Raw genomic sequence first — 24312 nt, forward strand, 5'->3', positions numbered from 1 at the left:
CGAACTGCCGACGCGAGCGGCTGACGCGGCCGTCGCGTCGTCGGCGCGTACCGATGCCGGTGGTTCGGGGCGCGGGCGCTAGGCTGTGGGTCGCCTTCTTCGTCGAAGCGGCATGCGCTTGTAGCTCAGTGGATAGAGCAACCCTCTCCTAAAGGGTAGGTCGGAGGTTCGAATCCTCTCAGGCGCACTTTGGTAAAGAGATGTTCATATGGCCAGGTCGAACCCTTCGTCAGAAGTGATGCCGGAGTTCTTGGGGCGGTCGTACGCTGACGTCGTGACCTCCCCTGACGTCGAACCGCGCCTGGACTCCGCCGACCCGGCGGAGCAGTTCGCCGCCTACCTCGACCACTACCGCGCGGTGGTGGTCCATAAGCTCGACGGCTTGACCGAGGCCCAGCTGCGCGAGAGCCGGCTGCCGTCGGGCTGGACCCCGCTGGAGCTGCTGACGCACCTGGTGCACATGGAGCGGCGCTGGTTCGTCTGGGGGTTCCTGGGCGAGCAGGTCGCGCACCCGTGGGGCGACAACGTCGACGACGCCCCGGAGAGCCCCTGGCACGTGCCCGACGACGTGAGCCGCGACGAGCTGGTCGCCGCTCTGCACGCGGGCGGCGCGCGGACACGCGACGTCCTGGAGAGCCACGACCTCGTAGAGCGGGCGGCCGTCGGCGGGCGATTCACCGTGGACGACGAGGTGCCGACGCTCCTGTGGATCTGTTTCCACGTGCTGCAGGAGTACGCCCGGCACGCCGGGCACCTCGACGTCGTGCGGGAGCTGGCGGACGGCTCGACGGGGGAGTAGCACCTGCTACCTCGCGGGGGCACGTACTACCTCGCGGGGCGCGGTACTACCTCGCGGGGGCACGTACTACCTCGCGGGGCGCGGTACTACCTCGCGGTCAGTCCGCCTGGGCGTGCGCGATGTGCGCGAGCTGCCGCCACACGAGCACGAGGGTGACGCCGGCGCCGACGAAGCCGAACCACATGGGCGCGGTGAGGCCCCAGTGCTCGGCGAGCACGCCGCCGATCGCGTTGCCCACGACGATGCCGCCGAACACGCACATCATGTAGACCGAGCCGACGCGGCCCTGGAAGCGGGTGGGCGTGGCGCGCTGGCGCACCGTGTTGGACACGGTGCCCCACACGAAGGAGTAGGCGCCGAAGACGAACAGGATCGTCATCGCGGCCCAGCCGGTCGTCGCGAGGGCGAGGGCGAGGTGGAACAGCACCTCGAGCGTCAGGCACACCTTCATCAGGGCGGACAGCGACCACCGCCGCTCGAGCGAGCCGTACGAGAACGTGCCGATCAGCCCGCCGACGGCGGCGGCCGTGGTGAGCAGTCCGTACCCGACGGGGCCCATGTGCAGGTAGTCCAGCGAGTACTTCACGAGGATGCCCCACGGCGCCGCCCACGTGGCGTTGAAGACGAGGATCACCAGCGCGAGCGTGCGCACGGGCGGGTTGGTCCAGATCCAGCGCAGCCCCTCGGCGATGTCGTGCCGCACCTTGCGGGGCGTGGCCGGGTCGGCGCCGACGGCCGGGGGTACGGGCGTGAGGACGACCTTGCTCACGAGCAGCACGGCGAGCAGCACGGTCAGCACCTGCGTGGCGAACGGCCACGCGGCGCCGGCCGCGAAGAGCGCGGCGCCGAGCGGCGGCCCGACGAGCTGGTTCGCGGTGAGGAACCCGGCCTGCAGGCGCGCGTTGCCGGTGCCGAGGTCGGCGGGCCGCACCAGCATGGGCAGGAGGGTCTGGGACGTGGTGTCGGCGAAGACCTCGGCCACGCCCATGAGCAGCATGGCCGCCAGGACGACGCCGATGTTGACGTGCCCGGTCACGATCACCACGCAGAGCGCGGCGACGACGACGGCGCGCAGCAGGTTGGCGACGATGACGAGGCGGCGCCGGTCGAGGCGGTCGGCGAGCACGCCGGCCCACAGGCCGAACACGAGCCAGGGCAGGCGCTGCAGCATCGCGGCGAGCGCGACGAGCATGGCGGAGCTCGTCTGGGAGGCGACGAGGAGCGGTCCCGCGGCAAGGGCGACGCCGTCGCCGATGTTGCTCACCCACGACGCCGACATCAGCCACCGGAACCCGGTGCCCATGCGCGCGGGAGCTACCGCCTCGACCATTCTTCTCACGGGCGCCCAGCCTAGGTGCCCGGGGCAGGCGCCTCTCCTCTGATTTTCCTCAGACGGGTTGCAGGGTTCGCCCTCGTCCCTTATTGACGTCGCCCCTGCTTGGCGGCACACTCTCGGTGACAGCGCGCATCGCCCGCCCCCTGCGCGGTGCGCGCTGTCCCTTGCCGGGCCGAGCCCGGCCCGACGCCCCTTCGGACCCCCCGCCGAGGGGGCGTCAACACGCTCCCGTCCCTCGCGCCCCGCGCGGGGTCCCCCTGAAGCGCGTGCTCCGGCGGTTCCTCGGCGCGCCGACACCGGCGCGGCGGCAGGCCGTTCTACCGTGCTGGCGTGAGAGCCGCCCGACGATCCACCGCCACGACCGCGGTCGACCCCTCAGCCGGGGCACCCGCCGCGCCGGACCCGTCCCTGCGGACGGGCGCGGACGGCGGCCCGGCGGCGGGACCCGACCATCCCGACGACACCTCCGCGCGCGAGGCCGGCGACCGTCGGTCCCCGCGACCGCCGGGGGCGTCCGGCGCCGACGGCCGCCGCGAGAGCGCGTCGTCCGCAGCGGCGGCCTCCGTCGAGGCCGCGACGCGCCGCTGGCGCGCCTCCCTGGTGGAGATGGTGGGCGGCTCGTCCCTGTCCGACGTCGGCCTCCTCGGCGAGGCGATCGTCGACCTCTCGAAGGCGCACCCGAACGGGGTCGCCGGGCTGTTCGCGGGGCGCCCGACCCGCCTGTCGAACCTGGTGCGCGAGGGCGAGGCGCTGCCCGCCGCGCGGCGTCGGGCGCGGGCCGTGGCGGCCCGCGCGGCCGAGCACGCGTCCCGGTACGGCGTCGCGCCCACCTACCTCGCGATCGGCGTCGCCACCTGGACCGAGCACGACGACGGGCCCGAGGTCCCGTTCGGAGGTGGCGGGCCGCAGCGGCACGACGTCGCGGCGCTCGCGCGGGTCGCGTCGTCGGGCACGACGGCGGCCGCCCCTGCGGACGGCGACCCGGCCGACGACGCCGACCCCGGCGACGGAGACGGGGCGGAGCCGGGCGCAGCACCCGCGAGCGACCAGGACGGCGCCCCGGCGACCGGCCCCGCCGAAGGCCCCGCGGCGCCGGAGGACCAGGACGCCGAGGGACCCGCGCTGACGACGTCGATCCCCGTCGTGTCGATGGCGGCCCGCGAGCCGGCTGCCGCGCCGCGCGCGACGCCGTCGGACCCCGACGCCGCGACGCCCGCCGGCCGCGTGGTGCACGCGCCGGTCGTGCTGCGGCCGGTGACGCTCACCCCGCGCGGGGACGGCGGCGCCGACTACGACCTCACGCTGGAGCCGACGGTCGAGATCAACCCCGTGGTGGCGCGCACGCTGCGCGCGCACGGGGCGCTGCTCGACCCGGCGGCGCTCGCCAAGGCGACGTTCACGCTCGCCGGCTTCGACCCGACGGACGTGCTGGCGCGGGTGGCGGCGCTGGGCGAGGCCGTCCTGGACGACTTCCAGCTCGACCGCCGCGTGCTCGTCGGCACGTTCGTGCACCCCGGGCAGGCGCTGGTCGACGACCTCGACCAGCTCGCGCCGTCGCTGCACCGGCACGAGGTGGTGGCGGCGCTCGCCGGGGTGGACGACGCGGCGCAGCGGCTGGCCGCGCTGGAGCTGCCGGCCCTGCGCCGGGGCGACGCGGACCCGACGCGCGAGCGGGGCGTGGGCGACCTCGACCCGCAGCAGCGGTCCGTCCTGGACGCGCTGGCCACGGGCGGGCACCTGTTCGTCGACGCCCCCGTCGGCTCGGACGTCGCGGGCACCCTCGCCGCCGTCGTCGGCGAGGCGACCGCCGCGGGCCGCTCCGTGCTCTACGTGACCGGCCACCGGCGCGCCGCCGACCGGCTCGCGCTGCGGCTGGAGTCCCTCGGCCTGGAGAGCCTGCTGCTCGACGTGCCGCCGCACCCGACGTGGCGCGAGGACGTGACGCGCCGGCTGCTGTCCGCGATGGCGAGCGAGCCGGAGCAGGTCGACGTCGACGGCACCGCGCGCGTGCGCGACGCCCTGATCGGCACGCGCTCCCAGCTCACCGGCTACATCGAGGCGCTGCACCAGCCGCGCTCGCCGTGGCAGGTGTCCGCGTACGACGCGCTGCAGGCGCTCGCGCGCCTGACCGCCGAGCGGCCCGCGCCGTCGACCACCGTGCGGCTCGCCTCGGAGTCGGTGCTCGCGCTGACGCCGGAGCGCCGCCGCGAGGTCGCCACCGGGCTGGAGCGGGCCGCCGCCCTGGGCGCGTTCACCCTGCGACCGGCGTCGACGCCCTGGTACGGGGCGCACCTGCTGACCGACGACGACGCCCGCCAGGCGCTGGTGCGCGTGGAGCGGCTGCGCGACGTCACCCTGCCGCAGCTGCGCCGCCAGCTCGCGTACACGGGCGAGGTCACGGGCCTGACGACACCGACGACGGTGCGCGGCTGGGGCGAGCAGCTCGCGATGCTCGGCGGGATGCGCAGCACGCTCGACCTGTTCCACCCGATGGTCTTCGAGCGGACGGCGGCCGACCTCGTGCAGGCGACCGCGTCGCGGCGCTGGCGGGCCGAGCACGGCATCGAGATGGGCTGGTTCGCGCGCCGCCGGCTGCACAAGCGCGCCAAGGACATGGTGCGCCCCGGCGTGCGGGTCCCGAACCTGCACGAGGCGCTGGTGCAGGTGCAGGAGCAGCGCGACGTCTGGGCCGAGCACGCGCAGCGCGGCGGCTGGCCGACCCTCCCCGAGGGGCTCGCGTCCATCGAGGACACGTACGAGGCCGTGCGCATCGACCTCGAGGCGCTCGAGCCCGTGCTGGCGCCGACCACCCTGGGCGGCCACCTCCTGGACCTCGACCTGGACGGCCTCGCGGAGCGGCTGCAGCGGCTGGCGGGCCACGCCGACTCGCTGGCCGTGCTGCCCGAGCGCACCAGCCTGCTGCGCGCCGCGCGGACCGCCGGCGTGGGCGACCTCGTGGACGACCTCACCGACCGGCGCGTGCCGGGCGACCTCGTCGCCGCGGAGCTGGAGCTCGCCTGGTGGTCGTCCGTCTTCGAGCAGCTGCTCGCCGGCGACCCGGTGCTCGCCGGGCAGGACGGCGTCGGGCTCGACGCGCTCGCCCGACGCTTCCGCGACCTCGACCGCGAGCACCTCGCCGCGCTGTCCCAGCCGGTGCGCGTGGCGGCACGGGCGCACCTCGGGACCGCGATGCGCGAGGACCGGGACTCCGCGGAGGCCCTCTTCACGGAGCTCATCGAGGGCCGGCTGACGACGCTGCGCGACCTCGCGGAGCGCCACGGCGACGTCCTGCGGCGCCTCCGCCCCGCGCTGGTCGCGACGCCCACCCTGGTGCCGCACCTGCTCCCCGAGCACCGCACGGCCGACGTCGTGATCCTCGACGCGGTGCAGCACGTGCCCACGGAGGTCGTGGTGCCCGCCCTCGCGCGCGGACGGCAGGTCGTCGTGGTGGGCGACCCGCGGTCGGCGTCCGGCACCAGCGTGCACGAGCTGTCCGCGCTGCTGCCCACGGTGACGCTGCAGCCGCACGAGCACAGCCGCGACCCGGAGCTGACCCGCCTGCTCGCCGCGCACGGGTACGAGGGGCTGCTGCGCCCGGCGCCCCTGCCGCGCGCCGAGCCGCTGGTGCACCTCGACGTCGTGGAGGGCACCGGCATGCCGGACCCGGTCTCGGGCAGCGTGGAGAGCACGCAGGCCGAGGTGGACCGCGTGGTCGAGGTGTCGATCGAGCACGCCCTGACCCGCCCGGAGGAGACGTTCGCGATCGTCACGGTGACGGCCGCGCACGCGGACCGGGTGCGCGAGGCGCTGCTCGCGGAGGTCCGGTCCAACCCCGCACTGGCGCCGTTCTTCTCGGGCTCGCGACCCGAGCCGGTCGTCGTCGCGGACATCACCGGTGTGGCCGGGCTGTCGCGGGACACGGTGCTCCTGTCCGTCGGCTTCGGTCGGACACCGCACGGACGGGTGCTGCACCGCTTCGGCGTGCTCGGCGAGGCCGGGGGAGAGGCCATGCTGGTCGGCGCGCTGGGCGCCACCCGCAAGCGGCTGCACGTCGTGTCCTGCTTCACCGCCGACGCGCTCGACCCCGAGCGCCTGCGCAGCGCCGGCCCCCGGCTGCTCGTCGAGACGCTGGAGCTGGCCGAGCGCCGGTCCGGCGTCGCCGACCAGGTGCGGCTCGGCAACGGCGTCGACGTGGGTCGCGCGCCGGACCGCCTGCTCGTCGACCTCGGCGAGCGGCTGTGGAAGCTCGGCTACCTCGTCGAGACCGACTACGGCGCCACGGACGGCGACCGCATCCCGCTGGTCGTAGGCCACCCCGACCTGCCGGGCGAGCTGCTCGTCGCCGTGCTGACCGACGACGCCGCCTACGTCGCGGAGCCGTCCGTGCGAGTGCGCGACCGGCAGCTCGCCGAGCGGCTGGAGCGCCTGGGGTGGGTCGTGACACAGGTCTGGTCCGCCGCCGCGTTCCTCGACCCCGACGGCGAGGCCGACCGGGTGCGCCGGCTCGTGCAGCGCGTGCGCGACGAGCGGATCGGCACCGCCGGCGGCGTCGTGCCCCCGCGCGAGGTCGTCGTGCCGGTGCTCCCGGACGAGGACGAGCCGCCCGTCGACCTCGGCGTCGCGCCCGACGTCGTCGAGGTCGCCGCCGAGGACGTGGCTGCGGCGGCGGTGCGGAACGACGATCTCGAGACCGCCGCGATGGACGCCGCGACCGTCCTGGACCGCGATGCCGCCCCGGCGGACGGCGCGGCGGTTCAGGACGACGTGACCGCGAACGGGGGCGCGCCGGAGGCTGCCGCCACGGACGGCGACGACGCGAGCGCCGACCCTGCCGAGGACGCCGCTGCCGACCCCGCCGTCGAGGAGGCCGCCGGCGTCGCGCCCGCGGACGAGGCGGACGCCCGGACCCCCGCCGGGGACGAGGGCGAGGCACGGCCCGAGGCCTGACCGGACCCGCGGGCGATGCCCGACAATGGTCGGGTGAGCGACTCCACCGCACCGGCCGGCCCGGCGTCCGGCACTCCGACGGGTGACCCGACCCCGCGCAAGCGGGCGCGGCGCCGTGCGGTTCGGCAGGGCACGGAGCGGGAGACGGTGCCGGGCGAGACCGCCGACGACCGCGGCGGCCACGACGACAACGACGACCGCCTGCTGCGCGACGTGCCGCCGCACTGGGGCCGACGCTGACGACGCCGCCGGCCGGCCCCGGAGACCAGGTCTCGACGGGCTCGGCCGGCGGCGTCGGTACCGCGGTCAGTACTGCGAGCGGCCGGACTGCGCGGCAAGCAGGTCGCGGATCTCCTGCAGCAGGACCGTGTCCTGCGCCAGCGGCGCCGGCTCCTCCTCCTGGCCACGGGCGCGGCGCTCGGCGAGCTTGTTCAGCGGCATCACGATGGCGAAGTACAGCGCGGCCGCAATGATGAGGAAGCTGAGGACGGCGTCGAGGAAGCCGCCGATCGACAGCACCGAGGGGCCGACGCCGTCGTGCGCGCCGCGCAGCGTGATGTCCCAGAGGTTGGTCAGGTCGGGCTTGCCGAAGATCGCGCCGATGATCGGGTTGAGGATGTTATCGACCATCGCCGTCACGACGGCGGTGAACGCGCTGCCGATGATGATGCCGACGGCGAGATCGACGACGCTCCCTCGCATGATGAATTCCTTGAAGCCTGTGAACATGCTCTTCACGTGATTCCCCCTGTGGTGCGGCAGGCCCGGGCGAGCCGGGCGTGGGCTGACGGTCGCCGATTCTCGCGGGGGACGCGGCGGGCTGCAACGGCGACCGCGGTCGGTCATCGCACGAGCACCGCGCCGACGGTGCCCCCCCCGGACGCGGCGGACAGCCCCGGCGCCTCGTCCTTGCTCACCGCCACGAGGGTGACGTCGGCCTCCTGGGACGGCGGGGTCGCGCCCGCCAGCAGGCCGCCGTCGACCGGCTCGACGGCGTCCGGCCGCGGCAGGACGAGCGCCCGCCGCGCGAGGTAGGCGTCGTCCCGCTCGGCGTCACCCTCGTCCGCACGGTCGGTGCCGGCGGCCCGCGCGGCCTCGCCGGTAAGGACCAGGTCGACGCGGTCGCCCGGCCGCAGCCAGCCCGCCGCGGTGTCCTCCAGGCGCACGGGCACCACGACGGTCCCCCGTGGGGCCTGCGCGACCACGCCGCCGCCGGGCAGCAGCCCCGGGTGAAGGGGGAGCCCGGCGGGCAGCGTGGTCACCGGTGTGCGCCCGACGAGCTCGACCGGGTCCGTGGCGACGCCGTCGGGGGCGAGGCCCACGTCCACGGGGACGGTGGTGAGGTCCGCGGCGGCCACGGGCTCGCCCGCCGGGAGCGCCCGGGCGGGGACGACGACGTCGACCGTGGGCGCCGGGGCCGGTCGCACCGCCTGCACGACGGCTGCGGCCGCGAGGCCGCAGCAGACGGCGGCGAGCACGAAGCGCACCCGCCAGAGGAGGGAACGCAGCCGGCGCGCGACCCGGCGCCGTCCGGCCGGTCCGCCGGGGCCGGGCGGACGCGCCGACCCGGCCCGTGGTTCCTGGGCGCGGCGGGTGTCGGGTCGGGGGAGCGTGTCGAGCAGCGGCATGCGGGCGACGCTAGGTCGCCCGGTCCCTGGACGTCGGTGTGGTGCGACAACCTGTGGACGGCGCCGGCCTGGGGGCAGCGTCCGGGGTCGGTACCGCCGCGGCGGTGTCGTCGACCGGGCGCCGCCGGACGATCAGGAGGAAGCGGCCTTGGACGTGCTGGACGACCCGGACGACGAGGTGCTCGACGAGCCGGTCGAGGACGAGCCGCTCGAGGACGAGTCCTTGCCGGAGCTGCCGGAGCTGCTGGAGGAGCCGCTCGACGACGAGGAGCTCGAGGACGAGCCGGAGCCCTTGCCGGACCCGGACCGCGAGTCGGTGCGGTAGAAGCCCGATCCCTTGAACGTCACGCCCACGGAGCCGTACTGCTTGCGCAGCGTCCCGCCGCACTCGGGGCAGACGGTCAGCGAGTCGTCCGTGAACGACTGGTGGACGTCGAAGGCGTGGCCGCAGTCGGCACACCGGTATGCGTAGGTGGGCACGTGATCTCCTCGTGGCGGACGCCGGCACCCGCCGGGAGGGGCGCGATGCTGGCACTCAGGTGATGCGAGTGCCAATCATACGCCGGACGGTAGTCTCGCCTGCGTGTCAGCGACCGTCACCCCTGCAGAACCCGGAAACCCGTCCGAGCCCGACCTCTCCCAGGACGTGACGGAGACCGGGGAGGCACCCCGCCGGCGCTCGCGGCTCCGCAGCGCCGTCGTCGGTATCGCCGTCGTCGTGGTGCTGGCCCTCGTGGCCGGCACGGTCTTCACCGTCGTCACGCTGCGCCGTCCGCTGCCGGACCACGAGGGCTCGCAGCAGGTGCCGGGTCTCAGCTCCGCCGTCGAGGTGCGACGCGACGCGCAGGACGTGCCTCAGGTCTACGCGGACACCCCCGAGGACCTGTTCCGCGCCCAGGGCTACCTGCAGGCGCAGGACCGCTTCTTCGAGATGGACTACCGCCGCCACGTGACGTCGGGCCGCCTCGCCGAGCTCGTCGGCGACGTCCCGGAGGCGATCGAGGCGGACAAGGTGACGCGCACCTTCGGGTGGCGTCGCGTGGCCGAGCAGGAGTGGAACCTCATCTCGGACGAGTCGCGCGACTACCTGCAGGCGTATGCGCAGGGCGTCAACGCGTACCTCGAGAGCCGCGACCCGGAGGAGCTCGGCGTCGAGTACACGGTGCTCGGGGCGCGCGTGGACGTCGCCGAGCCCGAGCCGTGGGACCCGGTCGACTCGCTCGCCTGGCTCAAGGCGATGGCGTGGGACCTGCGCGGCAACTACGACAGCGAGCTCGACCGGGCCCTGGCGTACAGCACCCTCGGCGAGACGGACCTGGTCGACGAGCTGTTCCCGGCGTACGGCGAGAGCGGCAACCGGCCGGTGCTGCGCAACCGCGACCTCGACAACGAGCGGCCCGCGCAGGCGTCGGGCGACGCGACGGACGGCGACGACGCCGGTGCCGACACGGGGACCGACGCCGAGCTGACGTCGGCCCTCACGGGTCGCGCGACGGGCGGGGCCGGCGAGGCGACCGCCGCGCTGGGCGCCGCCGTCGAGTCCACGCGCAGCGCGCTGGACGCGGTGCCGGTGCTGGTGGGCCGCGGTGACGCGGCGGGCTCCAACTCGTGGGTCGTGTCCGGGGAGCACACGGAGTCGGGCGAGCCGATGCTCGCGAACGACCCGCACCTCGCGCTGACCGCCCCCGGGATCTGGTCGCAGGTGGGCCTGCACTGCAACGAGGTCTCCGCCGAGTGCCCGTTCGACGTCGCCGGGTTCTCGTTCGCCGGCTTCCCCGGCGTCGTTATCGGGCACAACGGCGACCTCGCGTGGGGCCTGACCAACATGGGCGCCGACGTCACCGACTTCTTCATCGAGCGCGTGCGCGGCGACACGTGGCTGAAGGACGCCGGCGCGGAGCAGTGGGAGCAGCTCGACACCCGCAAGGAGACCATCCGGGTCGCGGGTGGCACGCCGGTCGACATCACGGTCCGCAGCACCGAGCACGGCCCGATCGTCTCGGACGTGCTCGAGGTCGGGGACGTCGTGGGCTCGCCCACCTCGGAGGGCACGGAGTTCGGCGAGTACGCCGTCGCCCTGCAGTGGACGGCGCTGCAGCCCGGCCGCACGGCCGACGCCGTCTTCGCGTTCGACACGGCGAAGGACGCCGACGACGTGCGCGCGGCGGCCGCGCTGTTCGAGGTGCCGGCCCAGAGCATCGTGTTCGCCACCACGGACGGGCACATCGGGTACCAGGCGCCGGGCCGCATCCCGGTCCGCTCCGAGGTGAAGGGGCCCGTGCCGTCCGACGGCACCTGGCCCCGCCCCGGCTGGGACCCGCGCTACGACTGGCAGGGGTGGGTGGACGCCGACGACATGCCGCGCGCGCTCGACCCGGAGGAGGGCTTCGTCGTCGCGGCCAACCAGGCCGTGCTGCGCGACGGGGCGCGTCCTTATCTCGCGGACGACTGGGACTACGGGTACCGCTCGGAGCGCATCCGCACCCTGCTTGCCCAGCAGATCGCGTCCGGCCGGCCGTTCACGGCAGAGGACATGAACCGCATCCAGAACGACGACTGGTCGGCGTTCGCGGAGGCCCTCGTGCCCACCCTGCTCGACATCGACCTCGACGACTCCTACGTCGCCGCCGGGCAGGACCTGCTCGCGGACTGGGACTACCGGATGGACGCCGACTCCCCGGCGGCCGCCTACTTCGCCGCCGTGTGGCGCAACCTCCTGCAGGAGGCGTTCTGGGACGACCTGCCCCCGAGCATGCGCCCCGACGGCGGGTCGCAGTGGCTCCTGGTGGTGAAGTCGATGCTGGACCGGTCCGAGGACGCGTTCTGGGACGACCGCACGACGGCGAACGTCGTCGAGTCGCGCGACGAGATCCTCACGCGGGCCCTGTCCAGCGCGCGTCGCGACCTCACGGTCGAGCTGTCCAAGGAGCCGACCGACTGGGACTGGGGCACGCTGCACACGCTGCAGCTCGAGCACCCGGTGATCGGCGGCGAGGCGGTGCCCGGCCTGGTGCGCGACCTCGTCAACCCGGACCCGGTGAGGATGCCCGGCGGCTCGTCCATCGTCAACGCGACCGGGTGGGACGCCGGCACCGGCAGCTTCGCCGTGACGACCGGCCCGTCCATGCGGATGGTGGTCGACATGGCCGACCTGGACGCGTCGACGTGGGTGACCGTCACCGGGGTGTCCGGCCACCCGGCGTCGTCGCACTACGACGACCAGCTCGACGAGTGGGCCGCGGGGAAGACCTTCGCGTGGCCGTTCACCCGCGAGGCGGTCGAGGAGTCGGCGGAGACGCGCGCCACGCTCGTGCCCTGACCGGCTGGGCGGCCGACGAGCACCCGACGAGCCCCGGACGTCCCGACGTCCGGGGCTCGTCCGCGTCTCGGCTCAGAAGTCGTCCGCGAAGGCCTCGCCGTAGGCGTCGGCCCAGGCGAGCCGCTGCGCCAGGTCGTCCGCGTCGACGACCTGGTCCGATCCGGCGGCGGGCGAGGTGGTCGTGGAGTCCTCGAGCAGCGCGATGCCGGTGACGGCGGTGGCGGTCGCCGCGACGAACGCGACCCCGAGCGCCACGACCGTGCGGCCCGGGCCGCGCCACCAGCGGCGCACGACGCCGTGCGGCTCGGCCGGGTCGTCGGCCCGGGCCGACGACGGGGCGTCACCCGCGCCGTCGTCGACGGTGGCGGCGAGGAGGGCGTCGAGCTGGCGTGGCGTCAGCCGCTCGAACGCCTCGACGACGGCGGGCGACAGGCTCCGGCCGGCCCGGCGGTCGGCCTCCCGGAACCGGTCGAGCGCCTCCTGGTCGGCGCGGTCGAGGCGGGGTGCGGTGGTCATGGTGTGGTCTCCGAGCTCTCGTCGAGGTGGGTTGTCAGCGGCCCGGCGCGCGCGTGACGACCTGCTGGACCACCCAGCCGTTGCCGTCCGGGTCGGCGAACGACGCGTAGGTGGCGTAGCTGTCGGCGGCCGGGTGGGGGCCGGGCACGCGGTGGGCGTCCCCGGCCCAGTGGAAGACGCCGTCGGCGTCGTGCCAGAGCTCGCTCACGTCCGCCCCGCGGTCGCGGAGCTCTTCGCGGGCCGCGGCGATGTCGGTCGTGACGAGGTGCAGCCCTTGGAGCGAGCCGGGGGCGGCGTCGGTGAGGTGCTCGCCGAAGATGACGGACGCCCCGGATCCCGGGGGAGTGACCTGGACGACGCGCAGGCCCCGCTCGCTGCGGAAGTCGGCGTCGAGGCGGAAGCCGAGCGCCGTGTAGAAGTCCTTCGCGCGGTCCACGTCGGAGACGGGAAGGACGACGATCTCGAGGGCGAGCTCCATGGTGTTCCTCCGTGTTCTCGGAGACCGGCGTCACCGGTCTGACTGGTGACGAATCTGCCCCGATCGTCGTCACCTGTCAAAGTGGTGATGGTCACGCGGTCCCGTCTTGCGTGACCGAACGTCACCTGCCAGAGTGGTGACGTGATCCATGCCTTTCCCTGCGGCACCCTCGCGCTCGACTTCGTCGGCACGCTCCGCGCGCGCCGCAACGACGAGCCCACCGAGAAGCTGGCGTCCGCCGCGGACCTCGACGCGTGGTGCGTGGAGTCGGGACTGCTGTCCGCCGCCCCGTCCTCGGGCGCGTCCGACGTCGAGCGCGCCGTCGAGCTGCGGGAGGCGGTCTACGCGCTGATCTGGGCGCGGCTGCACGGCCGGCCGCTGCCCGCCGGGGCGGTCGAGACGGTCAACCGCTACGCCGCGGACGCCCCGCTGGTCCCGGTGCTGACCGATGCGGGGTGGTCACGTGCCGGTGGCCCCGGGCAGGTGCTCTCCCAGCTCGCGCGCGAGGCCGTCGAGATCGTCGGCGGGGACGCCGCCGCGCTGCTGCGCGAGTGCGGGCGGCCGGAGTGCACGCAGGTCTACCTCGACCATTCCCGCGGTCGGCGCCGTGAGTGGTGCTCGATGGCCACCTGCGGCAGCCGGATGAAGGCGGCTGCCTACCGCGCGCGGCAGCGCGCGGGCGCGGACGCCTGAACCGTCAGGCCCCGGCGGCGGGGAGCTCCCGCCAGCCGTCCGGCGTGACGACGGCGTGCACGGGCACGTCGTGCTCCTCGGCGGGCAGCGGGTGGGTGGCGGAGTCGTAGAGCTCCTCGGGGAACACGAGGGCGACGACGGGCACGCCCGGGCGGCGGATCTTCAGCAGCCGGTCGTACCAGCCGCCGCCCTGGCCGAGGCGGACGCCCCGGTCGTCGACGGCGAGGGCGGGCGCCACGACGACGTCGGCCTGGGTGATGGCCTCGGCCCCGAGTGCGGGGCCGCTCGGCTCGGGCGGCCGGCCCGGGGCGCGCTCGAGCAGGTCGTCGGGCCCGGCGTACTCGGCCCAGTCGCGGGCCAGGCCCGCGCCGAGCACGGGCAGGAGCACCCGGGCGCCGCGCGCGGCGAGGTGCTCCAGGAAGACGTGCGTGCCCGGCTCGGTGGGGCGCGAGACGTAGGTGGCGACGACCGCGGCGTCGCGGACGGCGGGCACCGTGGCGAGGACCTCGGCGAAGGCGTGCGCGGCCTCGGCCCGCAGGCGCGGGGAGCGCTCGGCGCGGTGCGCGCGGATGGCCCGGCGGAGCTCTTCCTTGGCGTCCGCGGCCTCCATCCCGGCGACGACGGGGTACGGCTGGTGTGCTCTCGATCCGTTGCGGTCGCCGTGCATGGGGCCATTGTGGCAGGGTCCCGTCCGGGGAGTTCCCGGCGCGCGCCGGAGACGCCGAGAACGGCTCCGGCCCGCGGGCAGGGGTGGGAGCGTCGGGACGGAACGAGGTGGCATGACGCACAAGCTCGCCCGCGGATGGGTCGTGTCCCGGCCGTGGCCGGTGACGCTGCGCGAGGACGGACCCTCGGGCACCGTCGTGCTGCGCCCGCTGCGCCGCAAGGACGGCCCCGAGTGGTTGCGCCTGCGGTCGGCGAACGCGAGCTGGCTCGAGCCGTGGGAGGCGACGTCGCCGGGCGAGCGGCCCGCCGTGTCGACGTTCGGCGACTACCTGCGTGCGCTGACCACCCAGGCGCGCGCGGGCACGACGCTGCCGTTCGCCGTCGAGCTCGACGGCGCCCTGGTGGGGCAGCTCACCGTGTCCCAGATCGTCTACGGCTCCCTGTGCTCCGCGAGCATCGGGTACTGGGTGTCGCGCGAGGTCGCGGGTCGTGGCGTCATCCCGACGTCGGTCGCCATGGCGGGCGACTACTGCCTCGCCGTGCTCGGGCTGCACCGCATCGAGATCAACATCCGCCCCGAGAACGCCCCGAGCCTGCGGGTGGTGGAGAAGCTCGGGTTCCGCGACGAGGGCGTGCGCGAGCGCTACCTGCACATCCAGGGCCGGTGGCGCGACCACCGCACGTTCGCCCTCACCACCGAGGACGTGCCGGAGGGCCTCCTGGCCCGCTGGCAGCGGGTGCGCGACGGCGGCTGACGCCGTCCCGCGGTCCCCGGACCCGCGACCCGACCACGGACACGCCGCGACGGCGTGCGTCGGCGGCGTCGTCCCGTCCCCTACCGTCGTGACGTGGAAACGTCGGCGGCAGGACTCGCGGTGCTCGCGCTGTTCGTCCTGTGGCTGGGCTTCTGGGTGCCGCACCGGCTGCGGCACCGCCAGCAGCTGCAGGACGCGCGGGTGGACGACAGGTTCTCCGGCGGGCTCCGGGTGCTGGCGGTGGCGGGTGCGGGCGGCACGCGCGGGGTGACGACCCCGACCGGCGGCGCGACGCCGCTGCTGGTGCCCGGCACGTCGTCGGAGGGCGGACGAGGGGAGCGACCGATGGGTCTGGACGACGACGGGGGCGCGTCGCGCGCCCTGACGGCCCCGCGCGCCACGGGGCAGGGCGAACGGCCCCGCGAGTCCCGCCTCGCCCTGTTCGAGCAGCGCGCCGCGAGGGCGCGCCGCCGGCTCCTGCTGACCGTCCTCCTGCTGCTCCTCACGATCGGCGGCTGGGTCGTCGTCGGGCTCGGCCTGGTCGGCTGGTACGCCGCGGCCGCGCCCACCGCGCTCCTGCTCGTCGTGCTGGTGCTGGGCCGCGTCGCGGTGCTGCAGGCCCGGCGCGCCGACGCGCGCTGGGTCGCGGATCGCAAGGCGGCGCAGCGGCAGGCGACCGAGGCGAGGGCCCTCGCCAACGGCGGACCGCACGCGCCGCGCAACCGCCCCCGGGTGACCGGCCACGCGGTGCGCCCGTCGGCGACGCACACCCAGCTCATCCCGCGCGTGTCGGCATCTGCCGACCAGGCCTCGGCCCGCGCCGTCCCGCGCACGACGCGGCGCACCGAGCCCGCCTCCCCGAGCGCCCGCGTGACCGTCCCCGCCGACGGCGCGCGCGGCGAGGAGAGCGCGGAGCCCGAGCCGGCCACGCGCCGTCGCGCCACTGCGTCGTCGGAGCGCCTGGTCTTCGACGTCCGCGCCGACGAGCGGCCGCCGGCGCCGGAGCCGGTCGTCGTCGTGGACCCGGGGGAGGGCGGCGACGCCGTACCCGCCGGGCCGCCGCCCGTGGGCAGCGAGCCGTGGGAGCCCGTGCCCGTCCCCCTGCCGACCTACGTCACGAAGCCGGCGGCGCCTCGACGCGAGCCGCGGCCGCTGCCGACCGTGCCCGCGGGCCGTGCGATCCCGGCAGGCGAGGCCGCACGCGGCGCGGCGCTGGCCGCGACCGTCCGTGCGACGCTCGGACCGACCGCGACGCCCGCGGGGGCACCGGTCGCGGAGCGGGCCGGCACCCTGGACGCCACGTCGTCGACCGCCGACGCGACGGCGGACCTGACGGCCGTCGACGAGCCGCGGCCGCGCACCGAGACCCTCGGACTGCCCCTCGACGAGATCCTCGCCCGCCGTCGCGCGGCGGGCTGAGCCGATTTGGCGACCTGCCGTCACGGGGTGCTAATGTTGGCACCGCTCTCGGGGCTATGGCGCAGTTGGTAGCGCGTCTCGTTCGCAATGAGAAGGTCGGGGGTTCGAATCCCCCTAGCTCCACCGGCTGAGGGCCGCTGACCACCAGGTCAGCGGCCCTCTTGCTTTTCCCGGGGCGCCCTGACGAAGGGCGAGAACCATGGAAATGCCACGCCTTGTGCCACGCGAAGTGCGCGGCCCGGAGGGTGCGTCCGAGGACGATCCGGCGGTGAGGTACACCGGCTCACACCTACGGGGCATGGAAGCCAACGACCCCGGGACCAACGTGTCCCATACCCCGATGTGGACGCTCGACGAGCTGTGCGAGAAGTTGCACACGACGCCGCGCGTCGTCCACGCCTGGCGCCGTCGCGGGACGGCGCCGAAGGCGTACAAGGTCGGCCGGCACCTGCTGTTCGACGAGAACGACATCGCGACCTGGCTGTCCGACCATGCGTCGGAGCGCCCCGGGAACCGGGCGGCCACCAACGCGGCCGCTGACGACGGCGACGGGTCGGGGTGGTGATCGCTATGTCGGCGAGAAGGCTCAAGCCCGGCGAGCACGGGGAGATCTTCGTCTATCGGACCGGCACCAAGTGGCGAGCCAAGGTGCGGGTGCGGCTGCTCGACGGCGACGACACACAGGTGTCTCGCACGCGCGACTCCGCCGTCGAGGCGAGGCTGGCGGTGCAGGCCGCGATCGTCGAACGCCTGGGCGCGGCACGGGGGTCGGCGGAGCTGCGTCCGGACTCCAAGGTGGGGCTGGCGTGCCGGCAGTGGGTGAACGAGATGCGGGCGCGCACGGCGTGGCCCAACCCGCCGGTACTGCCCCAGACCGTCGACGAGTACGAGCGGGTCCTGGGGAACCACGTCGTGCCGCACCTGGGCAAGCGGCGGCTGAACGAGCTGACCCCGGCGGCCTGCCAGCAGTGGCTGGACGGGGTCCTGGCTCGCGGCCGGGCCGGCGGGAAGCACGACATGCTCGCCACAGCCATCCAGGCGCGAGCCGCGCTGGTCGCCGTGCTCGACCGCGCGGTGATCCACGACGCGCTCCGGGACAACCCGGCCCGCAAGACGATCGCGCCGGCCAAGAAGAGGCCCGAACCGGTGGCCATGTCCGCGCTCGACGTGGCGCGCCTGCGCAGAGCGACGCGCGACTGGCAGGCCTCGAGGCAGAGCCAACCGGGCCCGAAGCCGACAGGGCACCTTCCGGCCGTGGTCGACGTCATGCTCGGCACCGGCCTACGGATCGGCGAGGTGATGGCGCTGCGATGGGGCGAGGTGAACCTGTCGCCGGACGGGCTGCCGACGATCGCGGTCACGGCCACGATGGTCGACATCAAGGGGCAGGGCACCGTGCGACAGGAACGACCGAAGACCGACGCCGGCCAGCGCTCGATGATCGTGCCGCGGTTCAGCGCCGAGGCGCTGGAGTCGATCCACCCGGCGGTCACCAGCGCGGACATGCCGGTGTTCCCCTCACGGACGTTCCGCGACGGCCGGAACGTCGGCAGGCCGCAGACCCCGGCGAACCTGCGCCGGTCGCTGCGCGCCGCTCTGGCGGCGGCGCAGCTCAGCGGGGTGTACCCGCACCTGCTGCGCAAGACGGTGGCGACGGTCGTGGCCCGCAGGATGGGCGTCGCGGAGGCCGCGGCCCTGCTGGGTCACAAGATCGACGCCGGGGTGACCGGGCGCCACTACATCGAGCGACTCCGTCTGGCGCCGGACACCTCCGCCGTGCTGCAGGAGATGGTCGAGATCGGCGAGGCGGAGCTGATACGCCAGGAAGTCGGGGATGCGAGCGGCGTCGGCTGGGAACATGTCGATGAGGTGCGGCGCCCGGCCGTCACCGCGCTAAGGGCGCCCTTCCCCGCACCGATCGGATGGGTCCAGCCGACGCTGCCTGACGACCCTGATGGAGGGTGGTAGGCCGCCGCGTCCGGATGCGCGACCAGGCTCGACGCCCGTCGTGATCAGGCGCTCTTCGGCACCGTTCCGCGACGGGTCTCGGTGGCAACCTCGAGGAAGACCCGGAGGGACTCGACCGTGCGATGGAGCGTCGCCCACGTGTCCTCGTCGAGGTGCGGGCCGACGACGGCGGGATCGAACTGGAGGATCGCCGAGGCGCCATCCAGCACCGACGAGAACTCGAGCGCAGACCCGCGTCCTTGGGCTGCTGTGACTGCTGGGTGGTTGGAGGCGCGGGTCGGTTTCTGTGCGTCCTCCAGCCGTCCGCCGTGGTCGCTCTCGACGAGGGTCAGGTGCTCCGCCTCGTCGACGTCCGCGGGAGTGGCGTCGAAGAGCGTGGCGGCCCACGACCGGTGCTTGCGCTCCGCGTCTTCCTCGGCCAGACGAATCGCGGCCCTGACCCGGTTGACGGCCGGCGCAACCCCGGCGCCCTGTCGTAGCTCCTCGACCTCGGCGGAGGCGAGCTCGCGCACCGGCTTGGGGAGGTCGAAGTCCTTGGAGACGCCAAGCATCCAGTTGATCCGTTCCAGGCGGGTGTAGGACGCCGCGCCGGTGACCGTGCGTGCCGCGATGCGGCGTACATCTCCGACGCCGCGCGGTGCCGCCGCGTGGGCGGCACCGCCCGACCCGCCGAACCGCGACGACTCCTGCCGTGCCCGGGCCTCTTCCGCGAGGACGCCCTTCAGCTCGGCGTAGAGGGCTGCCGCTTCGACCTGGTTGAGCGGCTCGCGGAGCGCGTTCTCGTCGCGCTCGGCCATCAGGATCGTCAGCCGGTCGGACAGTCCCGTGCGGATCCACACCGGCACTGATCGCCACTTCAGCTGCCTCGCGGCCATGAGCCGCCGGTACCCGCACAGCAGCACGTTGCCGTCGGTGATCGTGATCGGCTGCAGCATCCCCACCTCAGAGATCGATGCGGCGAGCGCGTCCAGGTCGCCGAGGTCCTTGCGCTGCCGGTGCCCGACGACGATCCCGTGAATCGCGCACTTGGAGTGGAGATAGTTGTCGGACGGCCGGTTCATGGCGACGCCCCCGTGGTGGATCGGGACTGACGAACCTGAGGCTGCCCGCGCCCCGTCCGGGCCGAACAGCGGATCCCGCACCAGCGGCGGGTGAGTCACAGCGTTGTGCTTTCCCACGATCGTGCGCCCGGCTCGTCCGCAACGTCAAGGGCCGGATGCCGCACCGCGGCGACGGCACGCCCGCTCCACAAGCCCCTCGGGTACAGGCGATCCCACCTGTCCATCGGAGGTGATCGTCGTGTCCACCGATCGCAGAGATCTCACACCTCAGGCAGTTGTGGCGCCGGGCCGCCGGACCGCTTCTGACTCGTGCTCCACGCTCGGACGTGTCCGCGGCGGTGTTCGATGACGGTGTCGGTGCGCAAGATGAGCGCGGGCAACGGGTATGAGTACCTGACGCGCTCCATCCGTAACGCGGACCTGGACGCCGCGCCGGTGGTGGGTGCCGCGGCGGGGTCGTGGGTGGATCCGGTGGCGGCCTACTACGCCGAGGCGGGCACGCCGCCGGGCTTCTGGCTCGGGGCGGGGGTGCTGGATCTGGGCGGTGGCCGCGCGTTGCGCCCGGACGATCCGGTGACCACGACGCACCTGCGGCGGCTGTTGGGTGAGGGCGTCGATCCCGTGACAGGTAAGCGGTTGGGGCGTCGGTATCCGAGATTCGTCCCGGTGCAAGAGCGGATCGCGGCCCGCGTCGCGCATCTCGCCGCGGACCTGTCGGGCGAGGCCCGGCAGACGGCGGTGGGGACGATCACGGCCGAGGAGGTGAGGGCGGGGGATCGGACCGCGACGGCGGGGTTCGACCTGACGTTCTCGGTGCCGAAGTCGGTGTCGGTCGTGTGGGGGCTGGCCGACCGCCGGACCCAGGGCCTGATTCTGGCGGCGCACCATAGGGCGGTGGCCGAGACGGTCGGGTTCATCGAACGGCAGGTGGCGGCGACGCGGGTGGGCGCGGATGCGGGGGACGGGTCGGTCGCGCAGGTGGACGTGACCGGGTTGGTGGCGATGGGCTTCGATCACTGGGATTCGCGGGCCCATGACCCGCAGCTGCACACGCATGTGGTGGTCGCGAACAAGGTCCGCGCCGTGGTGGACGGGAAGTGGCGCACGCTGGACTCCCGGGCACTGTTCAACGCGAACGTGGCGTTCTCGGAGTCCTACAACGCGGTCCTGGCCGACAGGCTCACCGGCACCCTCGGGGTGACGTGGTCGCGCCGGGTGCGAGGGCGTGACCGTAGCCCGGCGCTGGAGATCGACGGGGTCCCGGACGGCCTGATCCGTGAGTTCTCCTCGCGGTCGGTGGAGATCGAGCACTGCGCCGACGACCTGATCCGCGAGTACCGGCGGGAGCATGGCCGGCACCCGTCGCGGCGGACGATCGTCCGGCTACGGGCGCTGGCGACGCTGGCGACACGGCCACCGAAGACACTCAAGTCCCTGGGCGAGCTGACCCAGCGCTGGCACGAACGGGCGTCGCACGTCCTGGGGCGGGACTCGAGGACGTGGTCGCAGGCGCTGATCTCCAGCGTGGTCGACAGCCTCGGAGCGGGGCGGTCCTACACCGCCGGCGAGGTGCCGGACGACGCCATCTCTTCCGCGGCGGGCGTGGTGCTGTCTGTCGTTGGCGAGAAGCGCGCGACGTGGCGGCACTGGAGCCTGTGGGCCGAGGCCGAGCGGCAGACGAACGCGTGGCGCTTCCAGACCGCGCAGGATCGGATCAATGTCGTGGGCCGGATCGTCGCCGCAGCGGAAGCCGGGTCGGTGCGGCTGACGCCGCCCGAGCTGGCGCCGACACCGGCGTTCCTGCGCCGCGCGGATGGTACCTCGAGCCTGCGGCCCCGGCACGCCACCGTCTACACCTCCGAAGCCGTGATCGCCGCAGAGGAGAGGCTGCTTGCCTCGAGTGCCGACACCACCGGTCCCGGCGTCACGGGAGTCTTGTCGCGCTTTGTGGCGGACGACGCCGTCGCCCAGGGCGTGGTGTCCAGGCCCCAGGCCGATGCCGCCGTGTCCGTCGCGACGTCGGGACGGGTGCTCGACGTGCTGGTCGGCCCGGCCGGCACCGGAAAGACCAGGACCATGCGTCTTCTGCGCACCATGTGGGAGAACACGTACGGCACCGGGTCCGTCGTCGGGCTGGCACCGTCCGCGGCCGCGGCTCAGGTCCTCGCCGCGGACCTGCGGATCGGATGCGAGAACACCGCCAAGTGGCTCTACGATCACGCTGCCGGTACGACGGCCTTCCGGTCGGGGCAGCTCGTCATCGTCGACGAGGCCTCCCTCGCGGGCACGCAGACCCTCGATCGACTTGCCCGGCATGCCGCCGCCGTCGGAGCAAAGATGCTGCTCGTCGGAGACCCCGCCCAGCTCTCCCCGGTCGAGACCGGCGGCGCCTTCAACCTCCTCGTCGGAGAACGACGGCGCACCACCGGCGACGTGCCCGAGCTCGTCAAGGTCCACAGATTCGCCCACGACTGGGAGAAGTCCGCGAGCCTGCGCCTGCGCGACGGCGACGCGGACGTCCTGCCTGTCTACGAACGCCACGGCCGCATCACGGCTGGCACGACGGACGAGGTAGTCGAAGCCGCGTACACCGCCTGGCGGGCCGACCAAGCGTCCGGGAAGACGTCCATCCTGATCGCCGCCGACAACACCACGGTCACCGAGCTCAACCGCCGCGCCCGCGCCGAACGCCTCCTCGCCGGGACCATCGACGACCGACGCGCCGTGCTGCTGGCCGGGGACCTCGAAGCCTCAGCCGGCGACACAATTCTCACCCGGCGCAACGACCGTCACCTGCGCTACGGCCGCGGCGGATGGGTGCGCAACGGCACCCGGTGGCAGGTCCTCCACGTGCACCGCGACGGCTCCATCACCGCGCAAGGCGTTGACGCTGGACGGGGGACCGACGCGGATAGTCCGCGAAGCGCGTCGCCGAGGCTTCTGACCGTGCGTCTGCCCGCTGCCTATGTCGCCGAGCACGTCGACCTCGGCTACGCCACCACCGTCCACCGCGCCGAGGGCATCACCACCGACACCGCTCACCTGATCGCCACCCCGAGCATGACCCGCGAGCTGGCCTACGTCGGGATGACGCGAGGTCGAGTCACCAACACGGTCTTCGTCCCGCTCGACCACCCCGACCGCGAGGACAACCACAGCAGCCTCACAGAGAAGGCGACAGACGACGGACTCTCGGAGCGGGCGCATGCCCGAGCGATCCTCGCCGGGATCCTTTCAAGGACTGGTGCTGAGCTCTCCGCCCATGAGTCGATGCAGGCCGAGCGCGACCAACACCTGTCGATCGCCAGGCTGGCCGCCGAGTACGACACCATCGCCAATCACGTACAGCGCCCTCGCTGGGCACGCCTTGTCACGCACAGTCTCCGCGACCAAGGACTCGACGAGATAGTGATCACTCGGGCGCTTGAGTCCGAAACGTTCGGACCGCTGTGCGCCGAGCTGCGTCGCGCCGAGGCCGACGGACACGACGTGGACCGACTCCTGCCTCGCCTCGCCGCGAACCGGTCGCTGCACGATGCTGACGACATCGTCGCCGTTCTGCATCACCGCCTCGCCGCAGCCACTGCAAGGCCCAAGTCGTCGAAGCCAGCCCGCATTGCGGGACTCGTCCCCGAGGCTCGCGGGCCGCTTTCTGATGAAGCCTCCGACGCCCTCACTACTCGCGCTCGTCTTATCGCGAGACGCGCGCGTCGCCTCGCTACTCAGGCGCTCCACGACCGTGCACCCTGGACACGGCGATTGCCCCAGCCGCTCGGAAATGACAGCCAGTGGCGAGACCTCGTGGTTGCTGTCGCCGCATATCGCGATCGATACGGCATCGCGAGTAATCAGCCCCTGGGAAGCTCCCCCACGAGCCTGAGCCAGCGCGAGGATGCGCGGCGTTTCGCCACCCGGTTGAGGCCCGTCGTCAGTCGATTCCGGCGCGAGCCTCCTGAAGCACGACGACTCGGCGTTCGCAGCCCGAGCTTCTAGAGCTCGCACGGTGGCCCGAGCGAGACCAGGCCACCAAGTGGTGCGTGAGATACCCAGCTCCGCAGCGACGTGTGCGACCGGGCGGCCTGCCGCGATGCGCTGGACCATGGTCAGCCTCCCGGCTGGATCAGCCGGGCGTTAGCGTGAGACACGAGAGACCTCCGTTGGTGCGAGCCGGGTTCCTAGGCAGCTCCCACTCGACCCGGAGGTCTCTCGCTACGTCAACAACCTGCTGGGTCAGTACAGCTAGAGCGCGATGTTGTGAGCACGCGCCAGGAGATCGGCGGCGTGGACCAGGCCTCGTTCCCGAAGCACAGGAACCAGCCGGTCCAACGGTGGCCAGTTAGAGCGGTAGGACCCGGCCCCGTCGGCGCCCGCGTAGAGCCCGCCGCCCGGCCCGGCGTAGAGCCCGCCTCCGGGTCCGGCGTAGAGCCCGCCGCCCGGCCCGGCATAGAGGCCCCCTCCGGGGCCGGCGTAGAGGCCGCCGCCCGGCCCGGCATAGAGCCCGCCTCCGGGTCCGGCGTATGCCCCGCCGCCCGGCCCGGCGTAGAGGCCCCCTCCGGGTCCGGCGTATGCCCCGCCGCCCGGTCCGGCATAGAGCCCGCCGCCGGGGCCGGCATACAACCCGCCCCCCGGGCCGGCGTAGCGATTACGCGGCCACACGTTCATCGTCGACATCTGTTCTCCGTAGCCCGAGTCTTACTTTCCGGACGCGGCGCCGCCTCTCGTTGGAG

The 24312-nt window shown here is 74.0% G+C and carries 18 protein-coding genes, 2 tRNA genes and 2 pseudogenes; 13 read left to right on the forward strand and 9 right to left on the reverse strand.

What is annotated here, in order from left to right; genetic code table 11:
• Window positions 1-114: 114 nt before the first annotated feature.
• Window positions 115-187 (forward strand) — tRNA-Arg (locus ACQP6G_RS11120).
• A gap of 87 nt (window positions 188-274) precedes the next feature.
• Window positions 275-799 (forward strand): DinB family protein, encoded by a 525-nt coding sequence (locus ACQP6G_RS11125; RefSeq protein WP_429764388.1) that lies wholly within the window; start codon window positions 275-277, stop codon window positions 797-799.
• A gap of 97 nt (window positions 800-896) precedes the next feature.
• On the opposite strand, the gene ACQP6G_RS11130 is transcribed toward ACQP6G_RS11125, so the two are convergent.
• Window positions 897-2129 (reverse strand): MFS transporter, encoded by a 1233-nt coding sequence (locus ACQP6G_RS11130; protein ID WP_429764645.1) that lies wholly within the window; start codon window positions 2127-2129, stop codon window positions 897-899.
• A gap of 336 nt (window positions 2130-2465) precedes the next feature.
• Between ACQP6G_RS11130 and ACQP6G_RS11135 the strand changes: the two genes are divergently transcribed.
• On the forward strand, window positions 2466-7082 hold the full coding sequence (locus ACQP6G_RS11135; protein ID WP_429764389.1) for a hypothetical protein: 4617 nt from the start codon (window positions 2466-2468) through the stop codon (window positions 7080-7082).
• A 33-nt stretch (window positions 7083-7115) separates the two neighbouring features.
• On the forward strand, window positions 7116-7322 hold the full coding sequence (locus ACQP6G_RS11140) for a hypothetical protein (protein ID WP_429764390.1): 207 nt from the start codon (window positions 7116-7118) through the stop codon (window positions 7320-7322).
• A gap of 66 nt (window positions 7323-7388) precedes the next feature.
• On the opposite strand, the gene mscL is transcribed toward ACQP6G_RS11140, so the two are convergent.
• Together mscL and ACQP6G_RS11150 are read right to left on the reverse strand one after the other, a co-directional pair.
• Entirely contained in the window at window positions 7389-7784 is a 396-nt protein-coding gene (gene mscL, locus ACQP6G_RS11145) for a large conductance mechanosensitive channel protein MscL (protein WP_429764391.1), read from the reverse strand.
• 140 nt (window positions 7785-7924) lie between these two features.
• A complete protein-coding gene (locus tag ACQP6G_RS11150) occupies window positions 7925-8710 on the reverse strand; it encodes an SAF domain-containing protein (protein ID WP_429764392.1) in 786 nt (261 codons plus the stop codon).
• A 148-nt stretch (window positions 8711-8858) separates the two neighbouring features.
• On the opposite strand from ACQP6G_RS11150, the gene ACQP6G_RS11155 reads away from it, so the two are divergent.
• A complete protein-coding gene (locus tag ACQP6G_RS11155) occupies window positions 8859-9035 on the forward strand; it encodes a hypothetical protein (RefSeq protein ID WP_429764653.1) in 177 nt (58 codons plus the stop codon).
• Window positions 9036-9049: 14 nt separating this feature from the next.
• On the opposite strand, the pseudogene ACQP6G_RS11160 reads toward ACQP6G_RS11155, so the two are convergent.
• Window positions 9050-9190 (reverse strand): annotated as a pseudogene (locus tag ACQP6G_RS11160) (FmdB family zinc ribbon protein); the annotation flags it as partial.
• Between the two features lie 103 nt (window positions 9191-9293).
• Between ACQP6G_RS11160 and ACQP6G_RS11165 the strand changes: the two are divergent.
• Window positions 9294-12029 carry a penicillin acylase family protein gene (locus tag ACQP6G_RS11165; RefSeq protein WP_429764393.1) on the forward strand — a complete coding sequence of 912 codons (2736 nt, stop codon included), beginning with the start codon at window positions 9294-9296 and terminating at the stop codon, window positions 12027-12029.
• Between the two features lie 72 nt (window positions 12030-12101).
• Here the strand turns inward: ACQP6G_RS11165 and ACQP6G_RS11170 are convergent, their stop codons facing one another.
• A complete protein-coding gene (locus tag ACQP6G_RS11170; protein ID WP_429764394.1) occupies window positions 12102-12545 on the reverse strand; it encodes a hypothetical protein in 444 nt (147 codons plus the stop codon).
• 34 nt (window positions 12546-12579) lie between these two features.
• Window positions 12580-13023: a VOC family protein gene (locus tag ACQP6G_RS11175; RefSeq protein ID WP_429764395.1), complete on the reverse strand. Its 444-nt coding sequence runs from the start codon at window positions 13021-13023 to the stop codon at window positions 12580-12582.
• Between the two features lie 141 nt (window positions 13024-13164).
• On the opposite strand from ACQP6G_RS11175, the gene ACQP6G_RS11180 reads away from it, so the two are divergent.
• Entirely contained in the window at window positions 13165-13716 is a 552-nt protein-coding gene (locus ACQP6G_RS11180) for a CGNR zinc finger domain-containing protein (protein ID WP_429764396.1), read from the forward strand.
• A gap of 4 nt (window positions 13717-13720) precedes the next feature.
• Here the strand turns inward: ACQP6G_RS11180 and ACQP6G_RS11185 are convergent, their stop codons facing one another.
• A complete protein-coding gene (locus tag ACQP6G_RS11185; RefSeq protein WP_429764397.1) occupies window positions 13721-14383 on the reverse strand; it encodes a 5-formyltetrahydrofolate cyclo-ligase in 663 nt (220 codons plus the stop codon).
• Window positions 14384-14495: 112 nt separating this feature from the next.
• Here ACQP6G_RS11185 and ACQP6G_RS11190 point away from each other — a divergent pair, with 112 nt between their 5' ends.
• From ACQP6G_RS11190 to ACQP6G_RS11210, 5 genes are all read left to right on the forward strand, one after another.
• A complete protein-coding gene (locus ACQP6G_RS11190; RefSeq protein ID WP_429764398.1) occupies window positions 14496-15137 on the forward strand; it encodes a GNAT family N-acetyltransferase in 642 nt (213 codons plus the stop codon).
• 93 nt (window positions 15138-15230) lie between these two features.
• Complete coding sequence (locus tag ACQP6G_RS11195) at window positions 15231-16556, forward strand: hypothetical protein (RefSeq protein WP_429764399.1); 1326 nt, start codon at window positions 15231-15233, stop codon at window positions 16554-16556.
• A 50-nt stretch (window positions 16557-16606) separates the two neighbouring features.
• Window positions 16607-16679, forward strand: a tRNA-Ala gene (locus tag ACQP6G_RS11200).
• Between the two features lie 175 nt (window positions 16680-16854).
• Window positions 16855-17121, forward strand: a complete 267-nt coding sequence (locus ACQP6G_RS11205) for a helix-turn-helix transcriptional regulator (RefSeq protein WP_429764400.1) — start codon at window positions 16855-16857, stop codon at window positions 17119-17121.
• Between the two features lie 5 nt (window positions 17122-17126).
• Window positions 17127-18524, forward strand: coding sequence for a tyrosine-type recombinase/integrase (locus tag ACQP6G_RS11210; protein ID WP_429764401.1), 1398 nt, complete (start codon window positions 17127-17129; stop codon window positions 18522-18524).
• Window positions 18525-18568: 44 nt separating this feature from the next.
• Here ACQP6G_RS11210 and ACQP6G_RS11215 read toward each other — a convergent pair whose 3' ends face one another.
• Window positions 18569-19585 carry a ParB N-terminal domain-containing protein gene (locus ACQP6G_RS11215; RefSeq protein WP_429764402.1) on the reverse strand — a complete coding sequence of 339 codons (1017 nt, stop codon included), beginning with the start codon at window positions 19583-19585 and terminating at the stop codon, window positions 18569-18571.
• Between the two features lie 345 nt (window positions 19586-19930).
• On the opposite strand from ACQP6G_RS11215, the gene mobF reads away from it, so the two are divergent.
• On the forward strand, window positions 19931-23578 hold the full coding sequence (gene mobF / locus ACQP6G_RS11220; protein WP_429764403.1) for a MobF family relaxase: 3648 nt from the start codon (window positions 19931-19933) through the stop codon (window positions 23576-23578).
• Window positions 23579-23614: 36 nt separating this feature from the next.
• On the opposite strand, the pseudogene ACQP6G_RS11225 reads toward mobF, so the two are convergent.
• Window positions 23615-23730: pseudogene (locus ACQP6G_RS11225) on the reverse strand (IS481 family transposase); the annotation flags it as partial.
• Window positions 23731-24312: the final 582 nt, after the last annotated feature.

This window comes from Isoptericola nanjingensis (assembly GCF_050311635.1).
GTDB classification, from domain to species: Bacteria; Actinomycetota; Actinomycetes; order Actinomycetales; family Cellulomonadaceae; genus Isoptericola; species Isoptericola nanjingensis.

Coding starts and splice junctions, on each gene's coding strand:
- ACQP6G_RS11130 (WP_429764645.1), bottom strand. CDS start 2,129: ATGGTCGAGGCGGTAGCTCCCGCGCGCATGGGCACCGGGTTCCGGTGG.
- mscL (WP_429764391.1), bottom strand. CDS start 7,784: ATGCGAGGGAGCGTCGTCGATCTCGCCGTCGGCATCATCATCGGCAGC.
- ACQP6G_RS11150 (WP_429764392.1), bottom strand. CDS start 8,710: ATGCCGCTGCTCGACACGCTCCCCCGACCCGACACCCGCCGCGCCCAG.
- ACQP6G_RS11170 (WP_429764394.1), bottom strand. CDS start 12,545: ATGACCACCGCACCCCGCCTCGACCGCGCCGACCAGGAGGCGCTCGAC.
- ACQP6G_RS11175 (WP_429764395.1), bottom strand. CDS start 13,023: ATGGAGCTCGCCCTCGAGATCGTCGTCCTTCCCGTCTCCGACGTGGAC.
- ACQP6G_RS11185 (WP_429764397.1), bottom strand. CDS start 14,383: ATGCACGGCGACCGCAACGGATCGAGAGCACACCAGCCGTACCCCGTC.
- ACQP6G_RS11190 (WP_429764398.1), top strand. CDS start 14,496: ATGACGCACAAGCTCGCCCGCGGATGGGTCGTGTCCCGGCCGTGGCCG.
- ACQP6G_RS11205 (WP_429764400.1), top strand. CDS start 16,855: ATGGAAGCCAACGACCCCGGGACCAACGTGTCCCATACCCCGATGTGG.
- ACQP6G_RS11210 (WP_429764401.1), top strand. CDS start 17,127: ATGTCGGCGAGAAGGCTCAAGCCCGGCGAGCACGGGGAGATCTTCGTC.
- ACQP6G_RS11215 (WP_429764402.1), bottom strand. CDS start 19,585: ATGAACCGGCCGTCCGACAACTATCTCCACTCCAAGTGCGCGATTCAC.
- mobF (WP_429764403.1), top strand. CDS start 19,931: ATGACGGTGTCGGTGCGCAAGATGAGCGCGGGCAACGGGTATGAGTAC.